This window comes from Achromobacter sp. ISS7 (assembly GCF_056523125.1).
The window spans coordinates 3,518,731-3,543,678 of record NZ_JAWRZD010000001.1 but is presented as its reverse complement, the minus strand read 5'-3'; the positions used below and the strand labels follow the sequence as shown (position 1 = coordinate 3,543,678).

The 24,948-nt window shown below is 69.5% G+C and carries 27 protein-coding genes and 1 riboswitch; of the genes, 10 read left to right on the top strand and 17 right to left on the bottom strand.

Annotated elements, in window-relative coordinates; genetic code table 11:
• Positions 1–5 precede the first annotated feature (5 nt).
• Both AC1HFW_RS15790 and AC1HFW_RS15785 read right to left on the bottom strand, forming a co-directional pair.
• On the bottom strand, positions 6–968 hold the full coding sequence (locus AC1HFW_RS15790; RefSeq protein ID WP_479284293.1) for a FecR domain-containing protein: 963 nt from the start codon (positions 966–968) through the stop codon (positions 6–8).
• Positions 961–1,458 (bottom strand): sigma-70 family RNA polymerase sigma factor, encoded by a 498-nt coding sequence (locus AC1HFW_RS15785; RefSeq protein ID WP_035360761.1) that lies wholly within the window; start codon positions 1,456–1,458, stop codon positions 961–963. The genes AC1HFW_RS15790 and AC1HFW_RS15785 overlap by 8 nt, the downstream gene beginning before the upstream one ends.
• A 267-nt stretch (positions 1,459–1,725) precedes the next feature.
• Here AC1HFW_RS15785 and AC1HFW_RS15780 point away from each other — a divergent pair, with 267 nt between their 5' ends.
• Complete coding sequence (locus tag AC1HFW_RS15780; RefSeq protein ID WP_479284291.1) at positions 1,726–3,333, top strand: methyl-accepting chemotaxis protein; 1,608 nt, start codon at positions 1,726–1,728, stop codon at positions 3,331–3,333.
• Between the two features lie 27 nt (positions 3,334–3,360).
• Here the strand turns inward: AC1HFW_RS15780 and AC1HFW_RS15775 are convergent, their stop codons facing one another.
• The 4 genes from AC1HFW_RS15775 to AC1HFW_RS15760 form a co-directional block, all read right to left on the bottom strand.
• A complete protein-coding gene (locus tag AC1HFW_RS15775; RefSeq protein ID WP_479284289.1) occupies positions 3,361–4,110 on the bottom strand; it encodes a fimbria/pilus periplasmic chaperone in 750 nt (249 codons plus the stop codon).
• An 85-nt stretch (positions 4,111–4,195) separates the two neighbouring features.
• Positions 4,196–6,685 (bottom strand): fimbria/pilus outer membrane usher protein, encoded by a 2,490-nt coding sequence (locus AC1HFW_RS15770; RefSeq protein WP_479284287.1) that lies wholly within the window; start codon positions 6,683–6,685, stop codon positions 4,196–4,198.
• Positions 6,686–6,853: 168 nt separating this feature from the next.
• Entirely contained in the window at positions 6,854–7,420 is a 567-nt protein-coding gene (locus AC1HFW_RS15765; RefSeq protein ID WP_479284285.1) for a fimbrial protein, read from the bottom strand.
• Positions 7,421–7,974: 554 nt separating this feature from the next.
• The gene (locus AC1HFW_RS15760; RefSeq protein ID WP_116520546.1) at positions 7,975–8,772 is read right to left on the bottom strand and encodes a sulfite exporter TauE/SafE family protein; all 798 of its coding nucleotides are present in this window, start codon (positions 8,770–8,772) and stop codon (positions 7,975–7,977) included.
• 78 nt (positions 8,773–8,850) lie between these two features.
• Between AC1HFW_RS15760 and AC1HFW_RS15755 the strand changes: the two genes are divergently transcribed.
• Positions 8,851–9,516: a response regulator gene (locus AC1HFW_RS15755; RefSeq protein WP_061073812.1), complete on the top strand. Its 666-nt coding sequence runs from the start codon at positions 8,851–8,853 to the stop codon at positions 9,514–9,516.
• A complete protein-coding gene (locus AC1HFW_RS15750; protein WP_479284282.1) occupies positions 9,513–10,703 on the top strand; it encodes a sensor histidine kinase in 1,191 nt (396 codons plus the stop codon). The genes AC1HFW_RS15755 and AC1HFW_RS15750 overlap by 4 nt, the downstream gene beginning before the upstream one ends.
• On the opposite strand, the gene AC1HFW_RS15745 is transcribed toward AC1HFW_RS15750, so the two are convergent.
• From AC1HFW_RS15745 to AC1HFW_RS15715, 7 genes are all read right to left on the bottom strand, one after another.
• Positions 10,639–11,274, bottom strand: coding sequence for an IbrB-like domain-containing protein (locus AC1HFW_RS15745; RefSeq protein ID WP_479284280.1), 636 nt, complete (start codon positions 11,272–11,274; stop codon positions 10,639–10,641). The genes AC1HFW_RS15750 and AC1HFW_RS15745 overlap by 65 nt on opposite strands.
• Positions 11,159–11,707, bottom strand: coding sequence for a GNAT family N-acetyltransferase (locus AC1HFW_RS15740; protein WP_146075489.1), 549 nt, complete (start codon positions 11,705–11,707; stop codon positions 11,159–11,161). Before AC1HFW_RS15740 ends, AC1HFW_RS15745 begins: the two co-directional genes overlap by 116 nt.
• Complete coding sequence (locus AC1HFW_RS15735) at positions 11,704–13,014, bottom strand: phosphoadenosine phosphosulfate reductase (RefSeq protein ID WP_479284279.1); 1,311 nt, start codon at positions 13,012–13,014, stop codon at positions 11,704–11,706. Before AC1HFW_RS15735 ends, AC1HFW_RS15740 begins: the two co-directional genes overlap by 4 nt.
• A 119-nt stretch (positions 13,015–13,133) precedes the next feature.
• Positions 13,134–13,697, bottom strand: a complete 564-nt coding sequence (mntP, locus tag AC1HFW_RS15730; RefSeq protein WP_006390441.1) for a manganese efflux pump MntP — start codon at positions 13,695–13,697, stop codon at positions 13,134–13,136.
• Between the two features lie 4 nt (positions 13,698–13,701).
• Positions 13,702–13,880, bottom strand: a riboswitch (yybP-ykoY riboswitch).
• Between the two features lie 42 nt (positions 13,881–13,922).
• Positions 13,923–14,294, bottom strand: a complete 372-nt coding sequence (locus AC1HFW_RS15725) for a tRNA-binding protein (protein ID WP_479284277.1) — start codon at positions 14,292–14,294, stop codon at positions 13,923–13,925.
• 54 nt (positions 14,295–14,348) lie between these two features.
• On the bottom strand, positions 14,349–15,968 hold the full coding sequence (locus tag AC1HFW_RS15720; protein WP_479284275.1) for a hypothetical protein: 1,620 nt from the start codon (positions 15,966–15,968) through the stop codon (positions 14,349–14,351).
• Between the two features lie 131 nt (positions 15,969–16,099).
• Positions 16,100–16,267, bottom strand: coding sequence for a hypothetical protein (locus tag AC1HFW_RS15715; protein ID WP_006390438.1), 168 nt, complete (start codon positions 16,265–16,267; stop codon positions 16,100–16,102).
• A 553-nt stretch (positions 16,268–16,820) separates the two neighbouring features.
• Here AC1HFW_RS15715 and AC1HFW_RS15710 point away from each other — a divergent pair.
• The 3 genes from AC1HFW_RS15710 to AC1HFW_RS15700 all read left to right on the top strand — a co-directional run bounded on the left by AC1HFW_RS15710 (position 16,821) and on the right by AC1HFW_RS15700 (position 18,362).
• Positions 16,821–17,015, top strand: a complete 195-nt coding sequence (locus AC1HFW_RS15710; protein ID WP_006390437.1) for a hypothetical protein — start codon at positions 16,821–16,823, stop codon at positions 17,013–17,015.
• Between the two features lie 30 nt (positions 17,016–17,045).
• Positions 17,046–17,531, top strand: a complete 486-nt coding sequence (locus tag AC1HFW_RS15705) for a GNAT family N-acetyltransferase (protein WP_035359270.1) — start codon at positions 17,046–17,048, stop codon at positions 17,529–17,531.
• Between the two features lie 198 nt (positions 17,532–17,729).
• Entirely contained in the window at positions 17,730–18,362 is a 633-nt protein-coding gene (locus AC1HFW_RS15700; protein WP_479286511.1) for an FMN-binding negative transcriptional regulator, read from the top strand.
• Here the strand turns inward: AC1HFW_RS15700 and AC1HFW_RS15695 are convergent.
• The gene (locus AC1HFW_RS15695; protein WP_479284272.1) at positions 18,359–19,594 is read right to left on the bottom strand and encodes an MFS transporter; all 1,236 of its coding nucleotides are present in this window, start codon (positions 19,592–19,594) and stop codon (positions 18,359–18,361) included. The genes AC1HFW_RS15700 and AC1HFW_RS15695 overlap by 4 nt on opposite strands.
• Before the next feature lie 91 nt (positions 19,595–19,685).
• On the opposite strand from AC1HFW_RS15695, the gene AC1HFW_RS15690 reads away from it, so the two are divergent.
• From AC1HFW_RS15690 to AC1HFW_RS15680, 3 genes are all read left to right on the top strand, one after another.
• Entirely contained in the window at positions 19,686–20,426 is a 741-nt protein-coding gene (locus AC1HFW_RS15690) for an ArsR/SmtB family transcription factor (protein ID WP_479284270.1), read from the top strand.
• 150 nt (positions 20,427–20,576) lie between these two features.
• Complete coding sequence (locus AC1HFW_RS15685; protein ID WP_061073818.1) at positions 20,577–21,227, top strand: hypothetical protein; 651 nt, start codon at positions 20,577–20,579, stop codon at positions 21,225–21,227.
• 236 nt (positions 21,228–21,463) lie between these two features.
• Entirely contained in the window at positions 21,464–21,736 is a 273-nt protein-coding gene (locus tag AC1HFW_RS15680; protein WP_006390430.1) for a hypothetical protein, read from the top strand.
• An 82-nt stretch (positions 21,737–21,818) separates the two neighbouring features.
• On the opposite strand, the gene AC1HFW_RS15675 is transcribed toward AC1HFW_RS15680, so the two are convergent.
• From AC1HFW_RS15675 to ypfJ, 3 genes are all read right to left on the bottom strand, one after another.
• Entirely contained in the window at positions 21,819–22,586 is a 768-nt protein-coding gene (locus AC1HFW_RS15675; protein WP_006390429.1) for a hypothetical protein, read from the bottom strand.
• Entirely contained in the window at positions 22,583–23,119 is a 537-nt protein-coding gene (locus AC1HFW_RS15670) for a hypothetical protein (protein ID WP_054431556.1), read from the bottom strand. Before AC1HFW_RS15670 ends, AC1HFW_RS15675 begins: the two co-directional genes overlap by 4 nt.
• A gap of 229 nt (positions 23,120–23,348) precedes the next feature.
• Entirely contained in the window at positions 23,349–24,203 is an 855-nt protein-coding gene (ypfJ, locus tag AC1HFW_RS15665) for a KPN_02809 family neutral zinc metallopeptidase (RefSeq protein WP_006390427.1), read from the bottom strand.
• An 87-nt stretch (positions 24,204–24,290) separates the two neighbouring features.
• On the opposite strand from ypfJ, the gene AC1HFW_RS15660 reads away from it, so the two are divergent.
• Complete coding sequence (locus AC1HFW_RS15660) at positions 24,291–24,917, top strand: L-threonylcarbamoyladenylate synthase (RefSeq protein WP_006390426.1); 627 nt, start codon at positions 24,291–24,293, stop codon at positions 24,915–24,917.
• The last annotated feature ends 31 nt before the right edge of the window (positions 24,918–24,948 follow it).

Here is a 24,948-nt window from a genome sequence, read left to right as displayed (position 1 = left end):
CGGTGTCAGCGCGGGCGGACTACGGTCCACCAGCGCGTGTAGGTGTCGATCCGCACCGGCAGGGCATCGGCCAGCGCCCGCAGCGCGCTGTCGGTGTCGCGCAGGCTGAAGACGCCGCTGACGCGCAGGTGCGCCAGCGCCGGCTCGCCGCGCAGCACGCCGCGGCGATAGCGGCCGATCTCGTCCAGGAACCGCGGCAGCGGCATGGATTCGGCGGCCAGCACGCCATTGGGCCAGCCTGGTTCGCGCGCCTCGCGCGGCCCGTCCTGGCGCAGGCCGTGCGCGTCGTAGCGGCCGGCCTGGTTGCGCGACAGCAGCCGTGTCGCGCCGCCCGCGGCCGGCTGCAGCTCGACCTGGCCTTCCAGCACTTCGACGTCGGTGTAATCGGCGCCCAGCGACACCGTATAGCGGGTGCCGTGGGCCACCGCGTTGCCGTCGCGCGTGGCCACCAGGAAGGGCCGGGCTGCCGGGTCGGAATGGGTGCGCGCCAGCAGGCGGCCGCGCAGCAGCACCACGCGCCGCAGGCTGGAGGAATAGTCGATGTCCACCGCGCTGTCGCTGTCCAGCACCAGCTCGCCGCCATCCGGCAGGCGCAACGCGGTGATCTCGCCGAGCCCGCTGCGGGCATCGGCCCAGACCGCCTGCCACGGCGACTGCGGCCACCAGCGCGCGCCGCAGACGGCCACGCCGCCGCCCAGCGCCAGCGACAGCAGCGCGCGCCGCGACAGCCGGCGGCCGCGCCGCAGCGCCGGGCCGGCGATGTCGCCGGGCAGCTCGCGCAGCCGTGCGCACAGGCCGGCCACGCGCTGCCAGGCCAGTTCGTGGTCGGGATGCTGGCCGCGCCAATGGGCGCAGTCCTGGCGGTCGGCGGCGGTGGCCTCTTCGGACCAGAGCCGCGCGCTCCAGGCGATGGCGGCGTTGACGATGGCCGGGTCCAGGCGCCGCTGGTCTTGCAGCGCGTCAGCCATACACCGCCTGGTAGCAGGCGCTGAGCGCGGTCACCATGTACTTCTGCACCGAACTGACGGACACCGCCAGCCGCGCCGCGATCTCCTTGTAGCCGAGGCCGTCCAGTTGCGACAGCAGGAAGGCCTCGCGCGCCTTGGCGGGCAGGCGGTCGAGCATGGCGTCGACTTCGGTGAGGGCCTCGAGAATCAAGGCGCGGGTTTCGGGCGAGGGCACCGAATCGGGCGGCAGCGCCGCGATGGCATCGAGATAGGATTGTTCCAGCGCGCGCCGGCGATGCAGGTCGATCACCAGGCCCTTGGCGACCTGTACCAGGAACGCCCGCGACTGCTCGTCGCGCGCCGGCAGGCGGCCGGAATGCATCAGGCGCAGGTAGGTGTCCTGCGCCAGGTCGGCGGCGTCGCCGTGATTGCCGAGCTTGCCTTGCAGCCAGCGCTTGAGCCAGCCATGGTGCCGGGAATACAGAAGACCGATGTCGAGGGCGTCCGCCATGGCGCGCAGGAATGGATACAAATAAGAACAATTATCATTTTATGGGTAGCGCCTGGCGAAGGCAATCCAGGGCTACTTATTACTGGAATTTATGTAGGGCTTAAGAAATTGCTTGAACCAGCGCAGTGAATAGTCGGAAAAACACGCCGTTCCTAGGGTTATCCCTAATTCAATGCCCGCCCTACCATGCCCGTCCGGCTCAACAAGGCCCCGGGACAACAACAGGCGGCAATCCGCCATCCGGCCGGGGCGATATAGGAAGCAAGCATGTTTCGGCTATTTTCTGGTCTGCGTATCCGCGCCCGCCTGTCTGGCGCATTCCTGATGGTGGCGCTGCTGGGCGGCGCCATCGGCGCCTTCGGCGTATGGGGCCTGGCCCGCATCAACGAGATGAACAGCCAGCTCTACGAAGTCGAATTGCGTGGCCTGTCCGAGATGAAGGACGCCAACCTGCAGCTGGTGTATGCCGGCCGCGCCCGCAACGGCTACCTCGGCGCCGCCAGCGAGCGGGAACGCGAGGCCATCCGGGCCCAGTTCGACAGCGCCGTGCGGCGCATGGACGCGCTGCGGGACCGCGCCGACGCCTACTACCAGACCGACGACGGGCGCCGCCTGCTGGCCAGCTTCAGGCAGATGGAAGATGCCTGGAAGCGCGACGCCGAGGCCTTCTTCGCCGCCGCCCGCGCGCTGCCGCTGATGCCCAAGGACCCGCGCGCCATCGAGATCGAGAAGCACGTGATCGCGTCGTCCGAACGGCTGGACAGCCTGATGGACCAGCTGGCCGCGTCCAAGGAAGCCAGCACCGCCCGGTCGGTGCAGGACGGCACCGACCTGTACCAGCGCATGCGCGCCATCATGATCGCGTTGTCGATCGCCGGCGTGGCGCTGGGCATGCTGCTGGGCTGGCTCATGACGCGCGGCATCGTGCGGCCGCTGGGGCTGGCGGTGGATACCGCGCGCCGCGTGGCCGCCGGCGACCTGACTGGCGACATCCGCGTCGCCACGCGCGACGAGACCGGCGACCTGATGGCCGCGCTCAAGGCCATGAACCACAGCCTGTCGCGCATCGTGCTGGACGTGCGCGATGGCTGCGAGGGCATCGCTTCGGCTTCCTCGCAGATCGCGCAAGGCAATGCCGACCTGTCGCAACGCACCGAGGAGCAGGCCGCGTCGCTGGAACAGACCGCGGCGTCGATGGAGGAACTGACCAGCACCGTGCAGCAGAATGCCGGCAATGCCAGCGCGGCCGAAACGCTCGTCACCCAGGCCTCGGCGGTGGCGGAGCGCGGCGGCGAGGTGGTCGAGGGCGTGGTGCGGACGATGGACGCGATCGCCGACAGCTCGCGCCGCATCGCCGACATCACCAGCGTGATCGACAGCATCGCGTTCCAGACCAACATCCTGGCGCTGAACGCCGCGGTCGAGGCGGCGCGCGCCGGAGAGCAGGGCCGCGGCTTCGCGGTGGTGGCGGGCGAAGTGCGCACGCTGGCGCAACGCTCGGCGGTCGCGGCCCGGGAAATCAACGCGCTCATCAACGAGTCCGTCAGCCGGGTCGAAGACGGCACCCGCCAGGCCGACGAGGCCGGCCGCACCATGCGCGACGTGGTCGACAGCGTGCGGCGCGCCGTGACCCTGGTGCGCGAAATCGCCAGCGCCTCGGCCGAGCAGTCCAGCGGCATCGGCCAGGTGAACGTGGCCGTGACGCAGATGGATGGCGTGACGCAGCAGAACGCCGCGCTGGTCGAGCAGGCCGCCGCCGCGGCCGCCAGCCTGCGCGAGCAGGCGGCGCGGCTGTCGCAGCAGGTCGGCCGCTTCAAGGTCGATGCGGGCCTGCTCGCGCTGCCCGCCGTGCAGGTGCGGGCGCCTGGCGCATAAGCCGCGGTCAGCCGTGCCGCGTCCGGCTCAATCCTTGACGCGTTCCTCGAATGCGCACAGCCCCGCCTCGCAGCGGTAGCGGTTCATGCGCAGCCCGCCGTAATCATCGACGTTGCCCAGCATCAGCTCGCGCAGGCCGGCCGGCAGGTCGACCTTCAGCGCCCGCTCCGAAAACGGCGCCAGCATCGTCGGCGAGTCGAAGCCGTGCAGCGGCTGCTTGCGGTCCAGCCCCAGCCAGATCACCGTGACGTGATACGGGGTTGGATTCTTCAGCGTCAGCGTGCCGCCGGCGGCCTGCGCCTGCAGGCTGCGTTCGGGTGCCACGTCTTCGCCATCCTTGGTCAGGCCGGCCGGCCGCAGGAACAGCTTCAGCTGGCTCTGCGTCGTCAATTGCAGCAGGCTGGCGTTCTTGTCTTCCGGCTCCGGCGGGATTTCGCGCACGACGAAATAGAACAGGCTCTCGCGGTCCTGCGGCAGGCGGTCGAGCGCGGCGCGGTTCATCTGCGTGATGCGCACCTGCGCCTTCTTGCCGGCGTCGAGGCGTTGCAGGGGCGGCAGCGCCAGCAGGTCGTTGCTGGTCTTGCCGTCCTGGTCCTCGATCCAGGACTGCGCCAGGTAAGGCTTGCCGCCGCTTTCGTTGGTCAGCACGACGGACACCGATTTCTGGTTGGCGCCCATGATGACGCGGGTGCGGTCGACGTTGACAGCCGCCTGGTTCGCCAGGGGCCATGCCAGCAGGGCGCCAAGAAAGGGGGCTGCCAGGAGGTTGGGTTTCATGTGCGTGCGCTCAAGTTGGGAAGGGGGAATCGGAATCGCCGCGGGCCAGGGGCCGTGCGAGGCTCCTTTTTTGTGTGAACAGGCCCTAGCGGCAGGGCAGTGGTTTCGGTCCGTCGGCGAGCGCCGCCGGGTCGGGCAGCGCCAGGCGGCATTCCTTTTCGCCGCCCCAGGTCACCGTCAGCGCGTCGCGGTCTTCCGCCTCCACGCCGCTCAGGTACACCAGCCCGCCGTCGCCCACCATGCCGGCCGTGCGGCCGGTGCGGGTGGACAGCACCAGCGCGCCCAGCGGCGGGCGGCCACCATCGGCCAGCTGCACGTTGCCCAGGATCTGTTCGCCCTGGCTGGCGCGGACGCGTGAATAGCCGATGGCGCCTTCGGTCAGCACCTGGCTGATGATCGAGTCGAGCACGTCGACGTCTTCGGGCAGCGCATTGACATCCACCGACACGGCACTCTCGTGATAGCTCGAGACGCCGTTGACGACGGCGATGCCGAAGCGGTTGGTGACGGCGTTGCCGTTGTCCACCGCGATGCCGCCGATGCCATCGGTGTCGATCATCATGCGCGGCTCATTGCCGGCGGCCGGCGGGCCCAGCGCCATGCCCTCGGCCGTGGCCGTCACCGAGCCATACCAGTTCAGGCCGATGTTGCGGTACAGCCCCGGCTGCAATGTGAAATCGGCGCTGGCGCGGCCGTACGGCGTGCGGCCCTGGAGGTTGCCGCTCAGGCTCTGGTGCTGCGTGTCGCCGCTGCGGGTGTTGCCCGCGTTGACGTTCCAGGTGACGTCCGGACTGGTGTAGTCGGTGTAGCCGATGGTCTGCTGCAGACGGTCCTGGCCGCTGCGTTGGTAGCCGTAGCTGAACTGACGGTTGTCGCCCAGCGGGATGCTGACGGACGCGTAGATCTGGTTCTCGGTCTCGCCGTACAGGGTCTGGTTGCGCGCCAGCGACAGCGACATATTGACGTTGCGCAGCGGGCCAAAGCTGGCGCTCTTGCTGAGCGAGAGCGAATAGTGGTTGTTGACGCCGTCGTGCCAGTAGTTCTGGCGGCTCAGGGACAGCGCCACGCTCATGTCGAACGCGCGCAGGTACTGGCTGTAGGACACGGTATAGCTCTGCTTTTCCGAGCGAAAGGATTCGCCGCGAAACGCCGAGCGCGCGATGTAGTCCTGCAGCGACAGGAAATGCTGGCCCGAGAAGCGGTAGCCCATGAACGCCACCGTGCTGCTCAGGGCGTCGAACGTCTTGGCGTAGTTGACGCGGTAGCTGTAGTCGGCGCGGCGCGGCGCCGATGAATAGGGCAGGCGCGCGTCCGAGCGCGTGACGTCGGCGGACACCGCGCCCAGCATGCCCAGGTTCTGGCCGATGCCGAGCGCCAGCGCCTGGTAGCCGCCATTGGTGGCGATCAGGCCGCCGTAGAACGAGGTGTCGTTGAACGCGCCCCAGGTGGCCTCGCCCTGCAGGAAGCCGGGCGCGATCGTGTGATTGTTGTTGTGGCCGCCGAACAGCGGACGCCCTGCCGACACCTGGTAGCGCACGCTGCCCTTGCGCGTCATGAAAGGCACGTTGGCGGTGGTGATCTGCCAGCTGCGCTTGGTGCCGTCGCTTTCTTCCACCGTCACGTCCAGGTTGCCGCTCAGGTTCTGGCTCAGCGCCGGCAGCATGAACGGGCCGGGCGACACGCGGGTCTGGTACAGCAGCCGACCGTTCTGGCTGATGGTCACCTGGGCGTTGCTGTTGGCGATGCCGCTGACCTGCGGCGCGTAGCCCTGCAGCGACGGTGGCAGCATGCGTTCGTCGCTGGCCAGGGTCACGCCGGCGAAGCGGAACGAATCGAAGATGGCGGACGACAGATAGGTCTGGCCCAGCGTCAGCTTGGCGCCCCACTGCGGCAGCGGCCGGAACAGGTAGGTCTGCGGCAGCGTGAAGCGCGCCATCGACTGGCCGCCGTTGTCGTAGCGGTTGTACTGGTAATCGCTGCGCAGGCGCCAGGCGCCCAGGTTCAGGCCGGCGGTGCCGTACAACGTGTAGCTGGATGCGGCGACGCCCTGCTGCGGCATGTGGCGGTTGGCCAGCAGGTTGTAGTCCAGGATCACGCCGTTCACCCCGTTGCTCCAGCGCGCCGGCGGCACCCAGTCGGGGTCCTGGTACTGGAGCCAGGCTTGCGGCACGGTCAGCGTCAGCGATTGGTGTTCGGCGTTGTAATCGACGCGGCTGTCGGCGGTGGCGAGGTCGATGCAGGGACCGCCCTGGGCGGCGTTGACCTGGGCCAGGCGGGCGGCCGCCTCATCCTTGAGCGACAGCATGTCGAGCATGGCCGGCGTGACACAGAACACCGTGCCGTCGCCGATGACGGGCACGGCCTGGACCGGATAGCGGGCCTGGATCAGGCGTTGATTCAGATAGAAATCGACCAGGTAGGCGCCGGGCAGGATGTAGCCCGCGTGGCTGAAGCGCGACAGGTCGATGTTGCTTTTGTCTTTGGTATTGAGAAACCCGCTGCTGAATTCGGTGGCTTGCGCGGACAGCGCGAGGAGACTGAGAACCAGGAACGAAGCCAAACGGGGCAGGATCATGATATCTATTGCCGAGTCTCCGGCATGAAGGGGTGCCGGACAGCTTCGGCGTCGATGCGGCGCGTGGTGGCCGCGTCGGGATGGAATCGCTTGCGAACGCCCGGATCACCCCGCCGCCACGGTGGGCGACGGGGCTCGCGCGCGCAGCGATGCGGCGGGATCTGCGGGTCAGCTGTAGGTCAGCGTGAACACGACCTGGGCGCCGATCTTCCCCGCGGTGGCGGCCACGTTCGCGCCCGTACCGGTATTGATCAACCTGACGCCGTAACGCAGCGTATTGAGATTGCCGGCTGCCAGCGTCTGCTGGGCGGCCGGGGTGGCGCTGATGACATTGCCGCTGTTGTCGACGATCTGGATGCCGACGTTGCTGGCGCCGTTCGCGGCCGTGTTCGTCAGGATGGCCTTGGTGGCGTCCGAGAACGTACCGGTGAAGGCGATCTTGAGCTTGTTCAACTGCGGGGCAGGGGGTGTGCCGCCATTGGTGAAGTTGCAGCCGGTCAGGTGGATCTCGATCGGCAGGGTGGCGGAGGCGGCGTTCGCCGTGGTCAGGTCGTTCTTGGAAATCTGGCCAAGGTCGATGGTCTGGTTCAGGTCCGCGGCCGGGATGCTGCACGGCGCGTCCAGGACCGAGCCGGTGAACGTGATGGTGCCCTGGCCGAAGTCGGCGGCGAATGCCGCGGCCGGGCCGATCAGGGCGGCGGCAGTGGCGGTGGCGAGGAGCGTTTTCTTGAGCATGGATAGTCCTTCTTGATATCCGTGGGAGGGTTGGCCCGCGCTGACTGCCGCGCGGTGGTTGAGGAAATCGAAAGGGCATGGCGGCGCGGCGCGCGTCGGCATGCTCGCGCCGGTCGGCCGTTCACGAGCGGCGCCGGGGCATCCGTGGAGCGGGCGAGCCATGACGGTCAGGCTTAGGAGACGAGGGCGGCGAGGGCGCGGTCAGCGCGCCACTGCGAGGCGCCGGCGTGAGAGCCGGACGCGATGCCGAACAGCGGTGCGCGGCGGCCAGGAAACGCCCTAGCCATGGCGAAGGACGGACGCGCCGCTGGCGCGCAGATCCATGCCTGTCGGGCGTGGGGAGGGATATGAGAGGTTTTCATCATGCAAGCGATCTTGCATGGGGCCGATTATCTGAGCGTTAACACGGCCAGGGGCGGAGAATGCGGCCGCGTGGCGCGGCCGTCATGCAGTGAGAATACGCCAACGCGGCGGGCGATCCCGCGGCAGGCGCTCCCGCGGCGGGCGATCCCGCACGGGCACTCCCCGCGGGCGCCCCCGCGTCTGCGGAAGGATCAGGCGCGCCAGGCGAGCACGGCGGCGACCGCCACGCAGACCACGGCGAAGACCCGTTGCAGCACGGCCTGCGGCACGCGCGGCGCCAGCGTGCGGCCCGCCACCATGCCGGCGATGGCGGCGCCGACGAAGGCCCATTGCGCGGCGGTCAGCGTCAGGCCATGCAGCAGCGCCGAGCCGACCGTGGCGGCCGACACCAGCGCGATGACCATGAGCGAGGTGGAGACGATGCTGATCATGCGCGCGTCGCTGAAGTGAGTCAGCGCCGGCACGATGATGAAGCCGCCGCCCACGCCCAGCATGCCGGTGCACAGGCCTGACACGGCGCCGATGGCGCCGAGGGTGGCGGCGGTCAGGCGGTTCCAGACGAAGCGGCCGGTCTCGGGCGAGAGCCGGCAGGCCTTGGGCGGGGGCTCGGCCGCGCCCTGCGCGGCGGCGCGGTGGCGCGACTGCTGCACCATGCGCGCGGCCACCAGCAGCATCACCCCCGCAAAAGTCAGACTAAGCCAATGCGCCGGCAGGCGGTGCGCCAGCGACAATCCCAGGGGTGCGGTCAACGCGCCCACCGCGGCCATCAGCATGGCGGCCTTGTAGCGCACCAGGCCGCGCATCAGGCCCTGCAGGGCGCCGACCGCCGACGCGATGCCCACGGCGATCAGCGCCACCGGCGCCGCCTGCGTCAGCGTCAGGCCCAGGCCGAACATCAGCGCGGGCACGGCCAGGATGCCGCCGCCGGCGCCGGTCAGGCCAAGGGAGACACCGATGCACAGCCCCAGCAGGGTCGCGGTCATCATCATTAATTACTTTTTTAATTACTTTTGGAAATTAACTTATTACTTCTAATAAGTATAACGTGCCGGGACGGGATTTCTGCGATGCGGATTTTGTTGGTCGAGGATGACGCTTCCATCGCGCTGGCCATCCAGGCCGGGCTGGGGCTGCAAGGGTTCGTGGTCGATGTCGTCGGCAACCTGCGCCAGGCCGATCTGGCGGTGCAGACGTCGCACTTCGGCGCCTGTGTGCTGGATCTTGGCCTGCCCGATGGCGACGGCATGGCGCTGCTGGCCCGCTGGCGGGCGCGGCGCCTGAACCTGCCGGTGCTGGTGCTGACGGCCCGCTCGGCGGTGCCGCAGCGGGTCGACGCGCTGCGCGCCGGCGCCGACGACTACGTCCCCAAGCCGTTCGACCTGGACGAACTGGGCGCGCGCCTGCAGGCGCTGATGCGGCGGACCGCCGGGCACACCACCGACCGCATCGAGCACGGCCGCCTGACGCTGTTCGTGTCGCGCGGCGAGGTGCTGCTCGACGGCAAGCGCATCACGCTGCAGCGGCGCGAGCTGACGCTGCTCAAGACGCTGCTGCAGCATCCCGGGCAGATCCTCACCATGGATCAGTTGCGCGACAGCCTGTACGGCTTCGACGACCGGGTCGAGAGCAACGCCGTCAACGTCCACATCCACAAGCTGCGCCGCAAGCTCGGCGCCGATCTGATCGAGACCGTGCGCGGCTGGGGCTACCGGCTGGGGATGCCGGCGCCATGAGCCTGCGCGCGCGCCTGTCGCTGTTGCTGGGCGTGGTCTGGCTGGTGGTCGGCGGCGCCGTCACGCTGTGGATGTTCGAGCACGCCAGCGCCACGCTGGACGCGGCGCTGGAGGCGGCGTCGCTGGGGGCTGGCTCGCTCGGGCAGGCGGACGCCACCGGGCGCGCCTACGCCGTCGAGGCCGAGGGCCTGCGCGTCGCCGCGGCCGGCCGCACGGACATCCGCGCGGCGCTGCGCCGCGAAATGGCCTGGACCGCGCTACTGCCCGGCGTGGCCGGCCTGTTGGTGGGCTTCGCGCTGCTGTGGTTCGGCGTCGGCCGCGGCCTGGCGGTGATCGAAGGGCTGCGCCGCCGGCTCGCGTGCGAAGAGCCGTGGTCGGCGCGCGACCTGCCGGGCCCCAACGTGCCGCGCGAACTCATGCCTTTCACGCAGACGCTGGCGCACCTGTCGCGGCGCATGGAGGACATGTTGCTGCGCGAACGGCATTTCTCGGATCACGCGGCGCACGAGATGCGTTCGCCGGTGACGGCGATCAAGGCGCACCTGCAGGTGCTGGAACGCCTGCCGGCGATGGCCGGCGATGCGGCCAGCCGGCAGGCGGTCGCGCATGCGCTGCAGGGCACCGCGCGGCTTGAACGCCTGATCGAGCAATTGCTGCTGCTGGCGCGCGCCGATGGCGATGATGCCGACGCCGCCTGCGACGCGCTCGCGGTGCTGGCGCGGGTGGCCGGCCGCAAGCCGGCGCGGGTGCGCTGGCATCTGCCCGCCAGCCGGCCCTGGGCGGCGTTGCCGGATGCGCTGCTCGATTGCGCGGTGCGCAACCTGGTGGACAACGCGCTCAAGTATTCGCCGGCGCAGGCCGATGTCGAGGTCCACGTCTCGATCGTGGCGGCCAATCTGGTGGTGACGGTGCAGGACCTCGGGCCGGGGCTGACCCCGGCACAATGCGCGCGGGCGGTCGAGCCGTTCTGGCGCGGCGGGCGCCAGGGAGAGGGCGCGGGGCTGGGGCTGTCGATCGTGGCCGCCATCGCGCGGCGCCATGGCGGCGCGCTGGCGCTGGAATCGGCGCCGGGCGCGGGCCTGCGCTGCCGCCTGAGCGTGCCGCTGGCCCAGGCCGCGGGCCTCAGTCCCAGGAGCGCGAATAGCGGTGATCGAGAAACAGCTCGGGCAGGCCCGAGACCTGCTTGAAGCGCAGGACCTCGTCGTCGTCCATGCCGAGCTGGCGGGCGATGTCGGCCTCGTTCCAGCCGGCCTTGAGCAGCCGCACCACGATGTCGGTCATGGGCATCACGCCGTGCACGCCGCGGGCGCGGTTGTGGCGGATGGTGGCGGCGATGCGGTCGGCGGCGCCGGCGCGTCCATGACGGATGACGACGATGGGCAGGTAGCCCTGCAGGCGCTGGCGGATGGCGCCTTTCTTCTTGCCCACGCGCTGGCGGTGAAAGCCGTCGACCACGACGTATTGGGCCGGGCCGGCCTGGTGCGCGACGATGGGCTGGGTGTAGCCGTCGGCCTCGATCGACAGCTCCAGCAGCCGCATCTCGGGCGGCGCGACGCTGTTGGGGTTGTAGTCGTTGGCCTCGATCAGGTCGCCCGGAATCCACTGCACGCAGTCGACCGGCTCGGCGGCGAAGGGGCTGTGTTCATGCAGGCACAGGCGGATCCGGTTGATGGCTTCGATCCGTTGCCGGATCGGCAGGCTGTCCAGTTCGCTGAACAGGGCCCGGGCCCGGCTCTCCAGGGTGTCGGGAAGTGGCATGCGCATTCCTTTTCAAGGTGATCCAGTTGCCCCGGGTGCTGTGGGGCTGGAAGCCGTGCGGCTGCAGCAGCGCGGCGCTGTGCCACGGCACGCGCACGGTGCACGGTTGATCGAGTTCGTCGATATGGTCGAGCACTCGCTGGCGCAGCGCGCGGAACAGGCCGAGCTGGCGCGCCTCGGGGCGCACGTAGCCATCGCGGATGCGCACCGCGCCGCTCTGCAGTTCGATGCTGACGAAGCCCAGCACGCGGGCATGGTGGTGACGCCGCACGATGAACCAGCGATGCCGCGGGCCATCGTTCAAGGGGTAGCCGCCGCAGTCGCGGCGCACCGTGGCGCTGGCGAAAAAGCGGCCCATCTGCGCGAAGAACGCGGCTTCGTCGTCGTACGAGCGCAGCAGCAGGAAATCGTAGTGTTTCAGGGGATGGGTCATGACGCGGGCCGCTCGGTGGCGGGGATCAGGCGGTCGATGTCGCGGCGCGCCGGTCCGAACGACAGCGAGCGCGCCATGTCCTGCTTGAGCAGCGACAGGCCGATGCGGCGCCACGACGGCTGCGCCTTGCGGTTTTCGAGGTCGGGGATGCCGGCGTCGGGCCACAGGGCCAGCGGATGGCCGCGCTGTTCCCACCAGGCGATGAAGACGTCGATGCGTCGCGCGTACACCTGGCGCAGCGTGGCCGGCATGCTGTCGAGCAGGAACTGGCTGTACTGGCGCCAGGTGGGGAAGGTGGGCGGCAGGCCGAGGCCGCCGCGGTAGCCGAGGAAGCGCTGGCGGCAATAGCGCGCCGCGTAGTTGGCGCCCTGCACGCGCTTGACCGCGCGGAACCAGGTTTCGGGCTCGAGCTTGTGGAACAGGTCCAGCCCCTTGCGCTGGTCGTCGCCGTACGGCTGGCAGATGCGCATCTGCGAATACGGCACGCCGGCGCGCAGCATCTGGTCGTAGAGGTGGTTGTAGGCGTGGCCGTTTTCGCCGGTGTAGCGCCACAGGTCTTCGAACTTCCAGTCGTAGATCGGGAAGAAGGTGACGCCGTTGTCGCGCTGCTTGTCGCGCGTGCTCCAGGCCAGCGGCTTGTGCGTGCCGGGCGGCGTCCAGGCGCATTTCTTGGTGCGGCGCTTGATGGCCAGATAGCGGTTGAGCGATTCGTCGGAACGGATGCCGACCAGGAACGCGGTGGGCACGTCGCGCGCCAGCCATTGGTTGAATTCGGGCACGAATTCCTCGAATTCCATGCGATGGCGGTAGAACGGAAAATAGCCGGGGTCGTTGATGACGGACGGATGCCGCGGCAGCGGCCGGATCCAGTCGGCCTCGCGGCCGGGCTCCCAGGTGCACCAGTAGGGTTCGCGCAGGCTCGAGGCATTGCGCAGGTTGATGGGCAGGCAGATCCACCAGGGGTGGACGTCGGCGCGGTCGAACATGTGCGTGACGTGCGCGATGGTGGCCTGGTATTGCCCTTCGAGGTCGATGAAGACCGCGTGCACCGGCCCGCGCCCCATTTCGCGCGCGACCTCGAGCGCCAGGTGCAGGGTGACGGAACTGTCCTTGCCGCCGGAAAAGGCGACGCAGACCCGTTCGAAGTTCTGGAACACGAGCCGGATGCGGGCCTTCGCGGCTTCGTGGACGTCGAGGTCGCGGTAGTGTTTCAAGGCCATGGGGGGTGCATCCTGTTCGCGTCGTTCGCGGTTGGGCGCGCGGGCCGGCGCGGGACGCGCCTTGGTGGCCGGGCAGGGACGAATCATGCGTTCGCGCCGTAACGAGCGAGTGAGGATAGCCCGATCCCAGGGCGCGATCGGGGTGATTCAGTCTGCTATTGATCGGGCGTGCCGCGCCCGCCCGACGGGGCGGGGCGGCGGGCGGCTTACGCCTTCAGGTGTTCGTACAGGATGGTGGCGCCGATGCCGATCAGCGCCAGGCCGCCGAGCACTTCGGCGCGCTTGCCGGCGACGCTGCCGACCAGCCGCCCGATCATGACGCCGAGGGTCACCATCAGCATGGTCGCCAGGCCGATCGCCAGCGCCGTGACGGCGATGTTGTTGTCGATGAAGGCCAGGCTGACGCCGACCGCCATGGCGTCGATGCTGGTGGCGAAACCGGTGGCGGCCAGCAGCCAGAACGAATGGCGGCCGACCGGCGTGGCCTCCTCCTGGTCGGCGCCCAGGCCGTTGCGGATCATCATCGCGCCCAGCACACAGAGCATGCCGAAGGCGATCCAGTGGTCCCAGTCGCGCACGAACTGGGCGGCCATCGAGCCGAGGGCCCAGCCGATCACGGGCGTAATGGCTTCGATCACGCCGAAGATCACGCCGGTGCGCAGCGCTTCGGACAGCCGTGGCTTGTGCAGGGCGGCGCCCTTGCCGACCGCCGCGGCGAAGGCGTCGGTGGACATGGCGAAGGCCAGGACGAGAGTGGAGAGGGCGTTCATGCGGGAGAGGCTCCGACCGGGCGAAACACACAGACTTTCCATATCGCCCGGTCAGAAGCTATGGAAAAGTCCGTGGTCTCGCCAAACCGTGTCGGTTGCCGGCGCCATGGCCGGAAGGGCCAAGAGTGTTGACGCGGGCGCTTCCGGACGGGCCGGAAGAGGCTACTCCCCAGGGAGGCTTGCAGTGTAGCAAACGGCGCGGCGCGCCGGGCGAAATTTTCAGGTTCAGGTCAGCCGGGCGCCGTTGGGCACGTCCAGCTCGGGCGTCACCAGCACCGTCTGGTCGTCGGCGTCGGCCAGGCCCAGCACCAGCACTTCGGAGCGCACCGGGCCGACCTGCCGTGGCGGGAAGTTGACGATGCCCAGCACGCGCTTGCCCGGCAGTTGCTCGAGCGTGTAGCGGCCGGTGATCTGCGCCGAGCTTTTCCTGACGCCGACGCCGGCGCCGAAATCAATGGTCAGCTTGTAGGCCGGCTTGCGCGCCTCGGGGAAGGGATCGGCGGCGATGATGGTGCCGACGCGGATGTCGACCTTCATGAAGTCGTCGAAGCTGACGGTGGGGGCGGGCGGGGTGGCGGGGTCCTGGGTGTAGTGCATGGGCGCGGGAGATCGGTTCAAGGGGAGCGGGCGGCGGCGCCCGCGATGGCCCCATCATGCCAGATCGATGCCGCCGCGGGTCGCGCGCAGGGTGCGCAGGGTGGCCAGGTCGACGATCGCGATGCGGCCGTCGAGAGTGCCGACGGCCAGTTTGCCGCCATGCGCGGCGAGGGCGTAGAGCACGGTGGCGATGCCGCCGATGCGGACCCTGGCGGCCAGCAGCAGGTCGCCGCTGGCGGCGTCGATCAGCATCAGGCTGCCGTCGAGGAAGGCGGCCAGCACCAGGTCGTCGGCCACCACGATGGCGCTGGCCGAGGCGGGGGTGGCGTGGCGCCAGCGTTCCTGCCCGCGCGCCAGCGATTTGCGGTAGATGAAGCCGCGATAGGCGTTGCCGACCGTGGGCGAGTAGTGCTTGCCGGCGATCACCACGCCGGCGCCGAGCGCGTCGTCGACGTAGGCGCCGCGGCATTCCATGGCGTGGCTGGCCGGCGTGCCGTCCGGCTTGAGCAGCGGCCACAGGCGTTCGAGGCGGCCATCGGCGTGGACCCGGCACAGGTGCTTGCCCTCGTGCGAGTCGGGGGGCGTGCCCTGCAGCGTGAACAGGTCGGGCGCGCCGGTGATGCCGAGGTAGTGATTGAAGCAGTCGTAGTGGCCGAGGTCGAGGCGCCGTGCGTCGGTCAGCGTGGGGTCCAGCAGCACGTCGCCGGCCGCGCGCCGGCGCGTGTCGATGCGGTCGCGGCGGCCCAGCACGCGGCCGTCGGCGCTGGCGCTGAAGGTGTATTGGCCGTCCTCGTCGCGCACAGCCGTCAGCGCGTCGCCGCGCAGCGCGTACAGCCGCGAGTCGCGGCGGAAGCGGTCGGCGGGGTCGGGCGCGGCGATGGCGTGCACGATGAGCGGCGAGGTGCGCAGGATCTCGGCGCCGCGGCCGCCGCCGTCGTGGCGCGCGAGCAACGCGCCGTCGGCTCGGTAGCGCTCGAGCAGGCAGCCGTCGTGGACCGCGGCGAGCGTGTCGGCGTCGAGCCATGCCAGGTCCCAGATGGCGCCGCGCAGGCCCAGGTCGGGCAGGCCCAGCCAGTGCGCCAGGCGCTCGGCGGGGTCGCCGTCAGCGCGCGGCATGGCGGGATCGAGGATGGCGGTGGCGGGGTCCAGCACGGGCGTGACCGGCGCGGCGTCGGCGTCGGCCCGCACCGGCAGCAGCGTCTCGAAGGCCGCGGGGCCCTCGTCGTCCTGTTCGTCCCACGATTCGTCCCAGGGGCGCACCCAGGCCTCGATGCGGCCGTCGTCCTGGTAGCGGCAACGCACCACTTCGGGCACGTTGACGAAGGGGCGGTGGCTGGCGCCGCTTTCCCAGTTCCAGGCGATCAGCTCGCCTTCGAACAGATAGCCGCCGTCGTAGCTGCCCGCGCCGATGGCGATGACGGGCAGGCGGGGATGGAAGGCGACGTCGTTGACGGGCAGGCGCGGCGCGTCGCAGGCCGCGAACGGCACGGGATCGCCGCGGCGGTACAGGCCGACGCGGTAGCGCAACGCGGCGCCGCCATAGGCGGCGCGCGCGGGCGGATTGATCAGGAGGGGAAAGGCCGAGGCCACGGCGACGATGTCGCCGGCCGGGTGGAAGAACACGCCGGTGATCCGGCCGGCGCCTTGCAGCGCCGGATTCATGAACGCGTTCACGATTCTTGCAGCGGCCGCGCTTGCGCGCGCGGCGGTGTCAGGCCTCGCGGGCCGCGGACCGGCCGCGCGAGGGCGGCGGGGATGGGCGCGGTGGCGGGCGGGCGCATGGCGGGATGGCCGTCAATGACGCGTCATGATTTGGCGGCGGCGGCCGTGGTGGCGCTTTTCTTGCCGCGCGGCTTGGCCGCCGGCGTTTCGCTCACCGGCGGCGTGTCGAACTCCTGTTTGTTTCGTTCGCCCCGCGGGGTGTTTTCCGGATGGGGTTTGGGAAAGGCCCAGGGTTTCGTTTTCTGATCCATTGCTTGTACTCCTTGCACAGGCGGAACAGTAGCATTTGCCGTGGCCGTGAGTAAGTGAGGGTTGACGTCAATATTCATCACATCGTGATATGAGGAAGCGGAGGGCGAGGCGCCGCGTTTGCGGGGCGGCGAAAGGGGCGCGGCGGCGCCGGCTACCCTATGACCACCGCGGCGGCGCCGCGTTCATTTCTGGGGGCGTTGTGTGTGGAGAGTCCTCGAAGGGACTCGTTCTTTCGCCGCATGGTCGCATTGCGTGAAGGGTCGATGCGGACCGCGGCGTCGTGGCGGCGCTGGCGCGAAACCGCGCCCGCGGCATCCATGCCCGGAACCGCGGCGGCGTCTGCCGCTCAACCGGTCCCGAGTGGATTCGATGATTTTACCTTGGTCGCGCGGCACGACCCGGAACGGGTCCAAGGACGGGCGGGCCGCTGCTGGCAGGCCGCAAGTCGCCATCCGGATGGCGTCCGGGCTCATCCATTTGCGTCGCTGAAAGGGCTAGCCGCCGCCGGCGCGGGCGGGACTACGATGGGGCCGTGCACATAGGGAGGGAACTATGGACACGACCAAGGAATGGTACGCGGCGGTCAAGGAATGGCAGCGCGCGCGCGACGAATTGACCGCGGCGGTCGCCGCGATCAAATGGCCCGATCCGACGGCGGCCTGCCTGGCCACCTACGACCGCGCCTATGCCCATGAAACCGACGCGCGCGAGCGCATGAACCAGGCCTACGAACGCGTCCGACGATAACGGCCGCGCGCGGTTGCTACACTGCCGCGCATGACGCAGACCCGGACTTCCCTGACGATCCGACCGGCGCGCCCCGACGATGTGGCGGCGCTGGAGGACATATTGACGCAAACCTACGAAGGCACCTGGCGGCCGCAGATGACGCCGCTGAAATACCAGCACTTCCTGGACAGCGGCAAGATCCCGCAATACGTCGCCGAGCGTGGCGCGCTGTTCCATGTGTGCGAGGCCGGCGGCCGCGTGGCGGGCATGGTGGATTGGGAGAAGAACTTCATCTGGGCCCTGCACGTGCATCCGGCGCAGCAGCGGCGCGGGGTCGGCGCGGCGCTGCTGGCGCTCGCCGAGGACGGCATGCGCGCCGCCGGATTCGACGAGGCGCGGCTGGAGACCGACACGTTCAATACGCAAAGCCGCGCGTTCTACGCCAAGCACGGCTATGCCGAGGTCGACACCTATCCCGACGAGGAATGGGACAGCGGTTTCACCACGGTGCTGCTGGTGAAGGCGCTGGGGTGATCCAGTGGCCGTGATGGGGTGGCCGTGATGCGGTTGCGGGATCCGGTGGCGGGATCCATTGGCGTGATCGGGCCGCCGGCGCGCCGTTGCCGGCGAGCCACGCGCATTGTGGCTCCATGAATTGAGGGTTATATGGCTCTGGCAATGGAGCCAGCACGGCGCTATGGTGTGTTTTTCCTTTCCACCGCCCATTCCGCCATGTACCTGCCGTCAGCCTTTCGCGAAGACTCCCTCGAGGTCCAGCACGATTTCATCCGCACGCATCCCCTGGGGGTGCTGATGACCAGCGGGGAGGGCGGGCTGATGGCCAACCACATCCCCTGTCTGCTGTATCCGGAAGGGCCGCACGGGGTGCTGCGGCTGCACATGGCGCGCGCCAATCCGCAATGGAAGGAACTGGCCGCCGGCGGCGACTGCCTGCTGGTGTTCCATGGCGCGCAGGCCTACATCACGCCGTCCTGGTACGCCACCAAGGCCGAGACGCACAAGGTCGTGCCGACCTGGAACTTCGTGGCCGTGCATGTCTGGGGCACGCCGACGGTTCACGACGATCCCACCTGGGTGCGGGCGCAGATCGGCGCGCTGACCGATGCGCAGGAGAAGGCGCGGGTGCAGCCGTGGCGCGTCGAGGATGCGCCCGAGGATTTCATCGCCGCGCAGATGCGCGCCATCGTCGGCATCGAAATCGCGATCACGCGCATCGAGGGCAAGTGGAAGGTCAGCCAGAACCGCAACGCCGCCGACCGCCAGGGCGTGGCGGCCGGGCTGGCCGGCGAACAGGGCGATGCCGTCATGGCCGGCCTGGTGGCGCGTCGCGGCGGGCTGGATTAAGCGGCCCTCGAGCCGCGGCCCCAGGCCAGGCAGACGATAGCCGCCGCCTGCAGGCCCGCCGCCACCGCCAGGAACCAGAACAGCGGATGCTGCCCCTGGCCGGACAGCGTGCGCAGCACGCCGAAAACGGCGGGCGCGAAGGCATAGGCGCCTTGCGACATGGCCACGATCAGCGGCACCACCCGCACCGCGTCCTCGCGCGCGAATTCGGTTTGCGCGATCAGCGGCGGCAGCGAGGTGGCGTTGCCGATGCCGGCGCCGAACAGCAGCACGCCCAGCCACACCGCCCAGGTGTGGTCCACCGCCAGCATCAGCACCAGCGAGCCGGCGATCTGCGCGCCATAGGACAGGCACGCGACCACGCGGCGGTCGGCCGAGGCCGGCATCAGCCAGCCCACCAGGCTGCGGCCGGCGATGGCGCTGGCGGTGGCCAGGCCCATCGCGATGCCGGCGGTCTGCGCGCCCAGCAGCGGCGCCAGCAACGACAGCAGGTGCGCGATCAGGCCGATCTGCGCGAACAGGCCCAGCGCCATGCCCGCGCCCAGCGACAGGAAGGCGCGGTCGCGCCACAGGCGCGGCACGCGCGCCAGCGCGGCGGCGGCGGCCTGCGCCGGCGCGTCCGGCGACTCGCCGTCGGGATGCTGGCCGAGCTGTTGCGGCGTGACGGCGAACACCTTGCGCGCCAGCGCCGCGATCACCAGCACCATCGCCGCGCCGACCCACCACGCCGCCTGCGCGAAACCGTAGCCCGCGATCAGGAACACCCACAGCGGCGAGAACACGATGCCGCCGACGCTGGCGCCGTTGTAGGCCATGCCCAGCGCGGCCGGCCGGCGCTTGACGAACCACGGCGAGATCAGCGCGTTGACCGCCGCGGCGCCGAGTGTGACCCAGCCCATGCCGGAGAACAGCGCGGCCGCGTACAGCTGCCACGGCGCGGCCGCGCGGGCCCAGCCCGACACGCCCAGCGCTAGCGCGATGGCGCCCGCCAGGGTCACGGCCGGCATGCCCCAGCGCCGGTACAGGCGCGGCAGGTTGGCCACGATCAGCGTGCCGCACAGGAAGTGCAGCGTGACCGCGGCCGACACCAGCGCCACGCTCCAGCCAGTGCGCTGCACCACCGCGTGCAGGAACACCGGCGGGCCATAGAAGCCGACGCCCCAGCCGAAGATGGCCAGCACGAAGGTGGCGTAAAGGACTTTCCGGCCGAAAAAACGCTGTGGGGTGCGCATGGTGGGCGGCGGGCGATGGCGCCGGCTGTCTTGTTGGGATGACTCGCAGTATGCTTGGCCCTGTAGACAACACTTTGGCCAGGACCGAATCATGGAATCCGAGTTCGCCGATATCAATCTGTCGGCCGTCGCCGGCGCGATCGCCGATCCGGCGCGGGCACGGATGCTATGCGTGCTGCTGGACGGCCGCGCCCGCACCGCCACCGAGCTGGCCGCGGCCGCCGAGATCGGCGCCTCCACCGCCAGCAGCCATTTCCAGCGCCTGCGCGAGCAGGGGCTGGTGGAGCAGGCGGCGCAGGGCAAGCATCGTTATTACCGGCTGGCCAATGCCGAAGTCGCGCGCGCGCTGGAGGCGCTGCTGGTGGTGGCGGGCGCCGAGCGCACGCCGTTCAAGCCCAACACGCCATCGGCGTTGCGCGAGGCGCGCACCTGCTACGACCACATGGCCGGCACGCTGGCCGTGCGCATCCATGACGCGATGCTAGCGCGCCAGTGGCTGGCGGCCGATGGCCGCGATTACGCGCTGACGCCGCTGGGCGAGGCCTCGCTGGCGCAGGTCGGGGTGGACGTGGCGCGGGCGCGCCAGCGCCGCCGCCGGTTCGCCTGCCCCTGCCTGGACTGGAGCGAACGCCGCTCGCACCTGGGCGGCGCGCTCGGCGCCGCGCTGCTGGAGGCGCTGCTCGCGCGCGGCTGGGTCGACAGGGACCTGGATTCGCGCGCGCTGTCGGTCACGCGCAAGGGGGTGCGCCAGTTTCCCGCGTTCTTCGGCATGCCGGACGAAGCCTCCGGCGATAGCGCGGACTGGCGCCGTTCCGGCGGCCACGCCGCCTAGCTCGCCATGACGCCGCTTTGCCGCGACCGCGAGGCCGCGGCGGTTTCCGCACGACCCCATCGATATCACGCGTTGCCCCTTGGCCGGCAGGCCGGGGCGGCGCACGAACCGCTTTTTTCATCGGGCATTTGCCCTGCACAGGAGGTGGCCTTGCCTACGCTGGCCCTGCACGCTTTCCGCCGCATTCTGCCAATCGCGACGGAACTGCGCATCGACGTCAACCATGCTCCGCGCGAAGTGGAAACGGAACTCGATGCCATCCACGACCGCATGAATCGTCCTTCGGACCGCTTGTATGGATTGCCGGAGGTTCAAACCGACATCCCTGGCATGGTGCTTCGCTACCGCGAAGCCGATGGCGAGTATTACGTGTATGTGGTGGACGCGCGGCGCGGCCGGCTGGCGGGCTACACGGTGTTCAACCGGCTGATCGAGGTGGGGCGGCGCGCCGATCCGTACGTGCGCGCGCCGCACTCGAAATACGCCGCGCCCTATCAGGGCATGGGGCTGGCCACCGCGGTCTATCGCTGGGGGCTGGAGGCCGGCCTGTGCATCATGAGCGGCGCGCGCCAGTCGACCGGCGCCCACCGCCTGTGGCTGGGGCTGGCGCGTGACTACGAGCTGGGCTACGTCGATCTGCGACGCAAGCGCCTGACCTACCTGGGGGCCACGGTGACGCCGTCCGTGCTGGGCGACCTGCATACCCGCATGTTCCTGCTGGGACGGGGCTGGACCCGGCCCGACTATCTGCGGGCGACCGGCATGCAGGCGCCCGAAAGTGCGCTTTCGCAACAGTCATAGGGGAAATCCCCGGGACGGATCAGCGCGGCGGCGGCCAGATGACAGTGTCATCGAGTGTCATCTGGCTGTCAGCCGCGCACCGCCTGCCTGTCCGGCCTGTGCCACGAGTCCAGCGGAAACGGGGACGTAATTCGTGCAATGCAACAATGTTTCTATCGAATGCCAGGGTTACAAAACTTATCCGAACTGTCATGAACAGCCGGGGTATGCTGGTTCGCAGAAAGAGGGCATCCGAAGTGCATCAGAACAACTTGATCTACAAGGGATACCGGCTGACGGCCAAGGTGTCCCGGGGCGCGGGCGAAGAAGTTCAGACGCTGCCCAGCGGCCCCGTTTTCATCGCATCGATCATGGTGGTCCAGGCGGGCGCCGTGCTGGAAGGCGGCGACGAATACCCCGTGCCACGCTTTGCCGAAGGCGGCTTCGTCTACAGCCCGCGCGAGGCGGTGCATGCCGCCATCCTGCATGGGCGCGAAATCGTCGACGGCCTGACCCACGTGCCATCCTGACGCCTGACGGCCAGGGAATCCCCGCGGCGCCCATGCCGCGGCGCGCTGGTCGCCATGAAGCGCCGCCTGGCGGCGCCGGTGTTCATTCGGCCGCGAACACGGCCTTCCAGTCGCGCGTCTTGGCCAGCGTCAGCACGCTGGCCGACTGTTCCAGGATGGCCACGGCCTTCTTGAGTTCCTCGGCCGACGCGCCGTCTTCCAGGATCACCATGCGCGAGTTGCGCGCATCGGCCATTTTCACGTCCGACATCTTGCCGTGGGTCTGGTAGACCTGGGTCCAGTCCATTTTCTTGCCGGCCTTGAGCGCGATCGGCTCGATGTACGTCAGCGCGGTGCTGCCGGCCGCGCGCACGGCGAAGGCGAAGTCGGCGGTGTGGCCGCTGCTGCCCTTGGCGCGCGCGCCCTTGACCATGCGGTTGGGGCCGACGCCGGCCGCCAGCGCCCGGCCCACCTGGGCGCGAAAGCGCAGCTGGCTGAAGCGCGGCATCCACTTGGCGCACTGGAACGACAGCGCCATGGCCAGCTTGACCGCGTCCCACAAGGCTTCCTGCAACTGCTCGTTGGGCCCGGAGGCGACGATGGCGCCCGACTTGTCGAAGTGCGCCAGGCTCACGCCCGGCGTCTCGTTGAGGATGTCGATGCGCTTGGGCGCCAGCTCGATGCCGTAGCTGGAGGCATGCATCGACGTCTCACAGGCGTCGGTGAGATAGAACGTGGCGTCGTCCGGGTACGCGATGAAGAACGCGGCATGCTGGCCGTCCAGGCCCAGCGTCATCGGCGAGATGGCGCGGATGGCGTGTTCGCCCGCCGGCAGGACGGTCCAGCCGGAGGCTTCCAGGAAATTGCTCATAGGATCAGTTCGATTTGACGGCCCTTGAGCGGATGCGCGAAACCGCCGGTCAGGGCCAGGTTGGCCCTCGGCAGGAAATACTGCATCAGCTCGGCGACCGTGTGCAGGGCGGGCACGATGGGCTCGGCATAGCCTTCGCCTTCGTCCACCCAGATGTGTTCATGGCTGCGGTCCGCCAGCGGCTTGCGGTATTGCGGCCGGCCTTCGCCCACCAGGCTGGTGTGGAACGAGTCGTCGGTATCGACGCCGAACACGCGGTGCGGGCCGACGAACAGGCTGGCGCAGAAGGCCTCGGCCAGGAAGATGGTGGCCTGGCCGTGCACCACGGTGCGGGCGCCGCGGTAGATGGCGCGGAAGATCACGTCGTCGCGCACCTCGCCCTTGACGCGGCACGGGCTGGCGAATTCCATCCATTGGATGCTGGTGGCGGCCGGTTTCGGGATCCAGGTGATCTGCTTGACCGTTTCCTTGGGCTCCGCAAGGATCTCTTGCACCTCATCAACGGTGATTAACGGTTCGAACTTGTTGGCCATGGAACGGATCTAGTAACTGGAAATGCGCCGTGCCACCCCTGTCGCCGCGGCAGCGCGCGCGGGGCGGGAGCACGCTTTTCCCGTTGGGCCGGCCAACGGGAAAAGCCCCCTCGCTGGGGAGCTCTGGCCCGCGCAGCGGAGTGCGCGGGGGCGTAATCTTACAAGATGAAGACGGTCTCGGCTTTTGGCTGTATGGATATACAGCTTCCATCGCGTCGCGGCCAGCGCCCTACAGCGAGCTGGCGGCGAAAGTATCGCATTGCTTGAGATCGCCGCTGTCCAGGCCGCGCTTGAACCAGCGCACACGCTGCGCCGACGAGCCGTGGGTGAAGGCGTCGGGCACCACGTAGCCCTGGCTCTGCTTCTGCAGCCGGTCGTCGCCGATGGCGGTGGCGGCGGCCAGCGCTTCCTCGACGTCGCCGCCTTCCAGGATGTTGCGGGCGGCGTTGGCGCGCTGCGCCCACAGGCCGGCGAAGCAGTCGGCCTGCAGTTCCATGCGCACCGACAGCGCGTTGGCCTGCGACGGGTTGCGCCGGCGCAGGTTGTCGACCTGGTCGGAAATGCCCAGCAGGTGCTGGACGTGATGGCCGACCTCGTGCGCGATGACGTAGGCCTGGGCGAAATCGCCGGGGGCCTTGAAGCGGTTCTGCAATTCGTCGAAGAACGCCAGGTCGATGTAGACCTTGCTGTCGCCGGGACAGTAGAACGGCCCCATCGCCGCCTGGCCGGTGCCGCAGGCGGTGGGCGTGGCGCCGCGGAACAGCACCAGCTTGGGCGGCACGTACTGGCGGTTCAGGTCTTTCTGGAAGATGGCGCTCCAGGTGTCCTCGGTCTCGCCCAGCACCTTGGATACGAAGCGCGCCTGCGGGTCGTTGGCGGGCGGGCGGCTGGCGGGGGCCTGCTGTTGCTGCGTGGCCGGCCCTTCGGCCATCTGCAGCACCACGCTGGGGTCGACGCCGAAATACATGGCCACCAGGGCCAGCACGATGGTGCCGATGCCGATGGTGCCTCGGCCGCCGATGCGCGGACCGCTGGCGCGGCGGTCTTCCACATTGTCGCTTTCGCGTGAGTCGTCCAGGCGCATACTGTTTCTCCGGGCGGCCGGGCGGCCGCCATGTGTTGCGTCGGCCGCGGTTGGCGATGCGGCCTTCAAGAGTGTTAGGATAATCCCATGGCCCTTCATTTAGATATCCACCCCGCGAATCCCCAACCGCGCCTGCTCAAGCAGGCCGCCCAATGGCTGAACGACGGGGGGCTGGTGGCGGTGCCCACCGATTCCAGCTACGCGGTGGTCGCGCGCCTGGACGACAAGAACGCCGCCGACGGCCTGCGCCGCCTGCGCGGCCTTGACGACCGCCATCACCTCACGCTGCTGTGCCGCGACCTGGCCGAGATCGGCCACTTCGCGCGGGTCGACAACCGCCAGTACCGCCTGCTCAAGGCCGCCACGCCGGGGCCGTGGACCTTCATCCTGGAGGCCACCAAGGAAGTGCCGCGGCGCGTGTCGCACCCGTCGCGCAAGACCATCGGCATCCGCGTGCCGGACCATGCCGTGATGCTGGGCTTGCTCGAACAGATGGGCGCGCCGCTGCTGTCGACCACGCTGATCCCGAAGGATGAGACCGACGCGCTGAACGACGCCGAGGCCATCCGCGAGCGCTACGACCATGAGCTGGCGGCCATCATCGACGCGGGCGCCTGCCCGCATTCGCCGACCACCGTGATCGACCTGACCGGCGACGACCCCGTCGTGGTGCGGGTGGGGCGCGGCGATCCGGCCACGCTGGGCCTGGCCTGAAGCGGTGACGCGCGCGTTCGTCACGCGGCTC

Coding starts and splice junctions, on each gene's coding strand:
- AC1HFW_RS15695 (WP_479284272.1), bottom strand. CDS start 19,594: ATGCGCACCCCACAGCGTTTTTTCGGCCGGAAAGTCCTTTACGCCACC.
- AC1HFW_RS15710 (WP_006390437.1), top strand. CDS start 16,821: ATGGACACGACCAAGGAATGGTACGCGGCGGTCAAGGAATGGCAGCGC.
- AC1HFW_RS15745 (WP_479284280.1), bottom strand. CDS start 11,274: ATGCCACTTCCCGACACCCTGGAGAGCCGGGCCCGGGCCCTGTTCAGC.
- AC1HFW_RS15690 (WP_479284270.1), top strand. CDS start 19,686: ATGGAATCCGAGTTCGCCGATATCAATCTGTCGGCCGTCGCCGGCGCG.
- ypfJ (WP_006390427.1), bottom strand. CDS start 24,203: ATGCGCCTGGACGACTCACGCGAAAGCGACAATGTGGAAGACCGCCGC.
- AC1HFW_RS15660 (WP_006390426.1), top strand. CDS start 24,291: ATGGCCCTTCATTTAGATATCCACCCCGCGAATCCCCAACCGCGCCTG.
- AC1HFW_RS15725 (WP_479284277.1), bottom strand. CDS start 14,294: ATGCACTACACCCAGGACCCCGCCACCCCGCCCGCCCCCACCGTCAGC.
- AC1HFW_RS15785 (WP_035360761.1), bottom strand. CDS start 1,458: ATGGCGGACGCCCTCGACATCGGTCTTCTGTATTCCCGGCACCATGGC.
- AC1HFW_RS15715 (WP_006390438.1), bottom strand. CDS start 16,267: ATGGATCAGAAAACGAAACCCTGGGCCTTTCCCAAACCCCATCCGGAA.
- AC1HFW_RS15770 (WP_479284287.1), bottom strand. CDS start 6,685: ATGATCCTGCCCCGTTTGGCTTCGTTCCTGGTTCTCAGTCTCCTCGCG.
- AC1HFW_RS15775 (WP_479284289.1), bottom strand. CDS start 4,110: ATGAAACCCAACCTCCTGGCAGCCCCCTTTCTTGGCGCCCTGCTGGCA.
- mntP (WP_006390441.1), bottom strand. CDS start 13,697: ATGAACGCCCTCTCCACTCTCGTCCTGGCCTTCGCCATGTCCACCGAC.
- AC1HFW_RS15670 (WP_054431556.1), bottom strand. CDS start 23,119: ATGGCCAACAAGTTCGAACCGTTAATCACCGTTGATGAGGTGCAAGAG.
- AC1HFW_RS15755 (WP_061073812.1), top strand. CDS start 8,851: ATGCGGATTTTGTTGGTCGAGGATGACGCTTCCATCGCGCTGGCCATC.
- AC1HFW_RS15740 (WP_146075489.1), bottom strand. CDS start 11,707: ATGACCCATCCCCTGAAACACTACGATTTCCTGCTGCTGCGCTCGTAC.
- AC1HFW_RS15780 (WP_479284291.1), top strand. CDS start 1,726: ATGTTTCGGCTATTTTCTGGTCTGCGTATCCGCGCCCGCCTGTCTGGC.
- AC1HFW_RS15750 (WP_479284282.1), top strand. CDS start 9,513: ATGAGCCTGCGCGCGCGCCTGTCGCTGTTGCTGGGCGTGGTCTGGCTG.
- AC1HFW_RS15790 (WP_479284293.1), bottom strand. CDS start 968: ATGGCTGACGCGCTGCAAGACCAGCGGCGCCTGGACCCGGCCATCGTC.
- AC1HFW_RS15760 (WP_116520546.1), bottom strand. CDS start 8,772: ATGATGATGACCGCGACCCTGCTGGGGCTGTGCATCGGTGTCTCCCTT.
- AC1HFW_RS15700 (WP_479286511.1), top strand. CDS start 17,730: ATGTACCTGCCGTCAGCCTTTCGCGAAGACTCCCTCGAGGTCCAGCAC.
- AC1HFW_RS15735 (WP_479284279.1), bottom strand. CDS start 13,014: ATGATTCGTCCCTGCCCGGCCACCAAGGCGCGTCCCGCGCCGGCCCGC.
- AC1HFW_RS15705 (WP_035359270.1), top strand. CDS start 17,046: ATGACGCAGACCCGGACTTCCCTGACGATCCGACCGGCGCGCCCCGAC.
- AC1HFW_RS15765 (WP_479284285.1), bottom strand. CDS start 7,420: ATGCTCAAGAAAACGCTCCTCGCCACCGCCACTGCCGCCGCCCTGATC.
- AC1HFW_RS15675 (WP_006390429.1), bottom strand. CDS start 22,586: ATGAGCAATTTCCTGGAAGCCTCCGGCTGGACCGTCCTGCCGGCGGGC.